This is a genomic window from Psychrobacter sp. NPDC078409 (genome assembly GCF_050268505.1).
Taxonomy (GTDB): Bacteria; Pseudomonadota; Gammaproteobacteria; order Pseudomonadales; family Moraxellaceae; genus Psychrobacter.
Genome location: NZ_JBNNGW010000005.1, coordinates 164,783 through 170,782, shown reverse-complemented (window position 1 = coordinate 170,782; position 6,000 = coordinate 164,783). Strand labels below are relative to the sequence as shown.

General features: G+C 41.9%; 7 protein-coding genes. 4 read left to right on the top strand and 3 right to left on the bottom strand.

Going from position 1 to position 6,000, the window contains the following annotated elements; translation table 11 throughout:
* Positions 1-286: 286 nt before the first annotated feature.
* On the bottom strand, positions 287-853 hold the full coding sequence (locus ACQKC9_RS11730; RefSeq protein WP_427621946.1) for a DNA glycosylase: 567 nt from the start codon (positions 851-853) through the stop codon (positions 287-289).
* A 481-nt stretch (positions 854-1,334) separates the two neighbouring features.
* On the opposite strand from ACQKC9_RS11730, the gene upp reads away from it, so the two are divergent.
* Positions 1,335-1,994, top strand: coding sequence for a uracil phosphoribosyltransferase (upp, locus tag ACQKC9_RS11725; RefSeq protein WP_057761878.1), 660 nt, complete (start codon positions 1,335-1,337; stop codon positions 1,992-1,994).
* 73 nt (positions 1,995-2,067) lie between these two features.
* Entirely contained in the window at positions 2,068-2,820 is a 753-nt protein-coding gene (locus ACQKC9_RS11720; protein ID WP_427621936.1) for an SDR family NAD(P)-dependent oxidoreductase, read from the top strand.
* 19 nt (positions 2,821-2,839) lie between these two features.
* Here ACQKC9_RS11720 and ACQKC9_RS11715 read toward each other — a convergent pair whose 3' ends face one another.
* Complete coding sequence (locus tag ACQKC9_RS11715; protein WP_427621934.1) at positions 2,840-3,493, bottom strand: hypothetical protein; 654 nt, start codon at positions 3,491-3,493, stop codon at positions 2,840-2,842.
* A 259-nt stretch (positions 3,494-3,752) separates the two neighbouring features.
* Between ACQKC9_RS11715 and ACQKC9_RS11710 the strand changes: the two genes are divergently transcribed.
* Positions 3,753-4,625, top strand: a complete 873-nt coding sequence (locus ACQKC9_RS11710; RefSeq protein ID WP_427621933.1) for an alpha/beta fold hydrolase — start codon at positions 3,753-3,755, stop codon at positions 4,623-4,625.
* Between the two features lie 174 nt (positions 4,626-4,799).
* A complete protein-coding gene (locus tag ACQKC9_RS11705; protein WP_427621932.1) occupies positions 4,800-5,636 on the top strand; it encodes an alpha/beta fold hydrolase in 837 nt (278 codons plus the stop codon).
* Positions 5,637-5,721: 85 nt separating this feature from the next.
* On the opposite strand, the gene ACQKC9_RS11700 is transcribed toward ACQKC9_RS11705, so the two are convergent.
* Positions 5,722-5,949, bottom strand: a complete 228-nt coding sequence (locus ACQKC9_RS11700) for a DUF1653 domain-containing protein (protein ID WP_427621931.1) — start codon at positions 5,947-5,949, stop codon at positions 5,722-5,724.
* Between the last annotated feature and the right edge of the window lie 51 nt (positions 5,950-6,000).

Here is a 6,000-nt window from a genome sequence, read left to right as displayed (position 1 = left end):
CACTAGCTACTTCCAGCTCGTCTTGATGAGGGCGTATTATAGACGGTTTAACTTTTGTGTCAACCCGTTTTATTAATGTTTTTAAACTTATTTTAAGAGAGAAATAAATCTGTATTTTTTTCAATGGGTTATGATTTAATCAATTTCAATAGGTTTAGAGACTGGCTGTAGATGTGCTATTTACTATACTTTCTAACATCAAAAACGTTTAGCTTTGCTAAATAAGTACCTTTTACTATCTTTGAGCTTTATCTTCGATTAGCGCAACCATTTCTCTAGTTTCACTTTATAACTTACCCATCTTTTCAAAAAACGCTTTATACGCCGCTACTTTCTTATCCAACGATAGCGGATAAGCACGTGAAGTCGATGGTAATCTATATAAGGTTAGATTATTCACATTAGCTTTCTGGTTATCTGTACTCTGCCATTGATAAGGATAATCCATATTTTGATTGGTTTTCGGATGCTTTGATTTAGCAATTGGCTCATCTAGTAATCCGAGCAGTACTTCGGTCGCCTTGCCTCCTGTCGTAAACAATGATTTTACCTTTGGCACTTGCGGCAAGATAACATCTAGATCAACAGGTGTGACTACTGTTAAATTTTTATCCGAAGCGTTACCCGTCTCACGGATGGCCTGCTTTACTGTCGGACAAGAAGCAATGCCACGTTCAAACATAAAATCTCGAATGCGCTCAGGGTCAAAGCGCTTCTCATCGCCTATTCTAAAGTAGTCAGCATTATCAAAAAATACTCGACCATATATTCGCCACATATCATTATAAAAATTAGGATAATGAAAGCTCATCGCCCATTTATCAGCAGTCGGTGGGAACGTACCCATCATCATGACTGTTGCATTGGGCGGTAAGACAGGCTCAAAAGGATGGGTTTCAAGCTCTGTGGCTTTGTCATCCAATGATTTTGATTCAGTATCAGTGGTTTTTTGAGTGCTTGATGTTTTTATAGTCATGATATTCTTCATCAGAAAAGCGGTTTTTTTGGTATCATAGCAAGTCTAAACACTACCTCACTTATAATCACGTTATATAGTCAAACTTAGTCGGTTCAATCAGTTGACTTAAATAGCGCGATATCATTTTACTTAGCCTGAATTGCTTAGGCTTTGATGGCAGCTGTGAACGCAAATATTGTGATTGCGATAAATGAGCACTGTTGTAAAGTAGTTAATTGGCTTGATTGTAAAGGGTTTCACTTTACTATTTATGAGCTAAGAATATGGTTAAAGTGCGGTAAATGTTTGTATCTTTTATACTAATAGCAACCGCAGTAACTGCGCAAGCATCAGACAAGAAACCAAGAGAGTACTTATGAGTGACTTAAACAGCGATTTAAAAATTACGGTAATCGATCATCCACTAGTCCGTCATAAACTCAGCCTTATGCGCGAAAAAGACTGTAGTACTTATAAATTTCGTACATTGACCAAAGAGCTTGCGCGCTTGATGGCTTATGAAGCAAGCCGTGATTTTGAAATCGAGACTTTCCCAATGGAAGGCTGGTGTGGCGAAATTACTGGTGAGCAAATCATCGGCAAGACGGCAACGATCGTACCGATTTTACGCGCAGGTATTGGCATGCTTGATGGGGTGCTCGACTTGATCCCTACTGCTAAGATTTCTGTAGTCGGACTACAACGTGATGAAGAAACGTTGCAGCCAGTCCCTTTCTTCGAAAAATTCGTGAGCCACATGGACAAACGTCCTGCGCTGATCATTGATCCAATGCTAGCCACGGGCGGCTCAATGGTTGCGACCATCGAGATGCTAAAGAAAAATGGCTGTACTAATATTAAAGCATTGGTATTGGTAGCTGCACCTGAAGGCGTACGCTTGGTAAATGAAGCGCATCCTGACGTGACTATCTATACCGCTGCGCTAGACAGCCATTTAGATGAGCACGGTTACATCATCCCAGGTCTAGGTGATGCTGGTGATAAGATTTTTGGTAAGCAGTTATCTAATAGATAAGTCGCATTAGGGTCAATAAAGCCATCATCAAAATTGTGGCAACAGCAGACAGCATCAATAATAAGGACAGATCATGAACGTATTGATTACAGGAGCGAGCGCAGGTTTTGGTAAAGCATTGGCAGAGCGTTTGGTTGCTAACGGTCATCGCGTGATTGGTTGCGCCAGACGCCTTGATAAACTGAATGCTTTGGCAGAAACTTTAGGTGAGGCTTTTTTGCCCGTGGTTATGGATGTGAGTGATACAGCTGCTATCCCGCAAATCATTGCTGACTTGCCTGATGATTTTAAACAAATCGATGTCTTGGTCAATAATGCAGGATTAGCACTGGGTACAGAGCCTGCTCACAAAGCCAGTCTTGATGACTGGATGCGTATGACTGATACCAATATTAAAGGCTTGATGGCGTTGACCCATGCGGTCTTGCCAGCGATGGTCGCGCGCGATAGCGGTTATATTATCAATGTCGGTTCGATTGCTGGTAGCTGGCCTTACTTCGGTGGCAACGTTTACGGCGCAACTAAAGCGTTTGTCAAACAATTTAGCCTAAATCTACGTGCTGATCTTATCGGTACGCAGGTGCGTGTGACCAATATTGAACCGGGCGTAGTTGCGGGTACTGAGTTTTCAAACGTGCGCTATCATGGTGATGACGATAAAGCAGCTAAAGTCTACGATGGCTTTAAGACCATGACAGGTGAAGATATCGGCGATATATTACTGTGGTTGATTGAATCGCCTGCGCATATCAATATCAATCGTTTGGAAGTGATGCCAGTCGCACAAACCTATAACGGTCTGACGGTGGCTAAAAAAGACAGTTAAAAGCGCATCTATTTAACAATCAACGTAACTCGTAAGACCGAAGCAATATAGATGACTCTATATTGCTTTTTTTTGTGTCTTCAATCGTTATCTCATTGACCAAGCGCAAATCCTGAAAGTCCATAATCAATACTTCATTACGCAAGCGCTCACTAGTACGTTTATTGTGGCGTATGGGAAACCCTAATACTTGCTTACCAACGATGGTGATTTGATTAACAATCATCTTTGAATGAGAAACCTGATGTGTCGCCACTTTTTGCGCGTTAATGATTGCCGTGGCAGGATTTACGGTGGTGGTGAGCAGCTTTGTTTGTCGTACCACTTTGGGCATCTCTCCTGCAAAGAATAGTACCTGACCTAATGGCATATATTGCGCATGGCGGGTCAGCTCTTGACGAAACAAGGCGGGCATTTCTACATTAAAACTGTCTTCTGTTTGTTGATAAAACGCGGTAAAGTTGCGATGCAAATACCGTCCAAATACCGTGGCATTAATCCATTCTTGATAAATATCGTTCGCCAGTAGTCGCTTGGTAAAAGTATTGGCATCTATCGTAACCTCATTATTTAGCATCGATAATAAAAGCGCTTGTGAGCTAGTAAATGTCTGTTGCTCCCAGACTTGTGGATACAAGCTACTATCCAATGACGACAATATCGATTTGCTCATACCCTTCTATCCTTATCAGTTATCACTACTGCTTTTACCGTTAGCCAAATTCTATGCTATGGTCAGATGACTGCTTCAATATAACAGTCTTTTATTCGCGGTATGAATACGTTTGTTAAAATACATCTTGACCACTCAACCAAGATGGCTTGATAACCAAAAGTGATGTCATTCTATGAAAAAAACTCTTCTTTCTCTACCCGCATCATATCGATTACGAACAATTAATATAAAGACAGTTGATGGTACGGCGCTACCCATGTCTGTCATTGGGAATGGTAAACCCGTCATGATGATGCATGCTTATGGCATGGATGCACGTGAATTTTTACCTTTTATACTGCCACTGATAGGTAAATATGAGTTTTACTTGCCACATTTTCGAGGTTTTGGTGCGGCAAAAAATATTGAGTTGACGCAGTTTGATTTCGTACATCAGTATGCTGATGATATTGATACAGTAATTGAGCATGTCTGTCTTGAACGGCAGATAGAGTCATTGCCCGTTGCGGCGATTTCTATGGGCGCATTGGTGATGTGGTCTTATTTTGAACGTTTTAGTTCATCACGAGTCAGTCGCTATCTGAATATCGATCAAAGCCCTGTGATTCACAATCAACCAAATTGGCAAGGCGGATTGTTTGGGGATCGACAAAAAGAGATGTTTGCCGTGTTTCAGGACATTGTCGATAGGACACTACCCTATGCGCAAGTTGAACACTTTACGCACTTGCCGTTTTCTCTCAAACGCCATGTGACGGATGTCGAAAGATTGTTTTCTTTACTGTCTGTTAGTCGTCCACGTTCAAAAGCCATCGTTCAGACACTTACTCATCAAAACGATCATAAGCTGGCATTTTATAATCACCAAACATGGCAACATAAAATGCGCTGCCTGCAAGCGTATCTCGCCATACCTTATGATTTTCGGGCAGGTATAGAGAACGTCACCATCCCAGTGGTCAGTCTCATTGGTGAACAATCAAAACTTTATGATCCCAAGTGGCAGCAAGAAATCACACGCATGCTACCCAATGCTCGTGATGTCATCCTGCCACGCTCAGGACATGCCGTGCCAATAGATGAGCCATTGCGATTTCATAAGATACTAAAAGAATTTCTACAAGATTGACTAGGATTTTACACAACCACTTTATAATCACTACTATAAATTTACAACCTGTCATAGCAATTCATTTGGGCTGATTCTATACTAAAAGGCTGATGCTAATCACTGCGAATAGTAGTTACTGATAAGCATCAACATAAAAATATATGAATATAATAATACCAAAAGGATAAGATCATGCCCTACGCTACCGTTGCGACTCAAGACGATCAACCGGTCGAACTCTATTACGAAACCCAAGGTACTGGCAAACCTGTCGTACTCATTCATGGCTGGCCACTTAGTGGACGCGCTTGGGAGGCACAGCTACCTGCGCTAGTCGAAGCTGGCTACCAAGTCATTACCTATGACAGACGTGGATTTGGTCAATCGTCTAAACCATGGGATGGCTATGACTATGATACCCTAGCCCAAGATTTAAAAGGCTTGATAGAGGCACTCGATCTACAAGACGCGACCATCGTTGGATTCTCTATGGGCGGCGGCGAGGTGGCTCGCTATCTGGGTAAATATGGCTCAGAGCGTGTGAGCAAAGCGGTACTGGCATCTGCTGTTCCGCCATATCTATTTAAGGCAGATGATAACCCTGATGGCGGTCTTGAAGAAGCAGACATTCAAGGATTTTTGGACGGTGTCAGCGATGATCGTATTGCCTTTTTGAATGACTTTACCAAGAATTTCTTTACGCCAAAAGACGGTAAGTCGCTGGTCAGTAAGCCCATGCGCCTATATAACCGTGACATCGCAGCATTTGCTTCTGCCAAAGCAACGTTTGATTGCGTGAAATCTTTTAGCTACACGGACTTCCGCGATGATCTAAAAGCGTTTGATGTGCCAACCTTAGTCATACATGGTGATGCGGATCAAATCGTCCCGTTTGAAGCCAGCGGTGAACGCTCTCACGATATGATTGCAGACAGTAAACTGCATGTCGTTGAAGGTGGCCCACATGGTATCAACGTAACGCATAGTGAAGAGTTCAATAAAACATTGATTGCCTTTTTAAATAGTTAATTGACTCGCTATATATAGAATAAAAAAACGACCTCAATGGGTCGTTTTTTATTTGCTAAAATTCATATTCGATCATGATTCATTACTAATCGTTTAAGGGTTTAATCAATTCAAACCTTGGAGTCTCTTTACCCTCAACAGTGACCGTCTCAGCAAACATCGCAAGCGGGCGTACCCACACGCCATACTCACCGTACAGACAGCGATAGACTACTAGCGACTCTTCGGTTTCTGAATGCTGCGCTGTATGCAATACTTGATACAAACTGCCTTTATAGTGGCGGTAAATGCCTTGGGGAATGGTTTTAGTCATAGCAAACTCCTACTATTAAAAAATGACTGCTAATTATCGCTCCATAAAAAA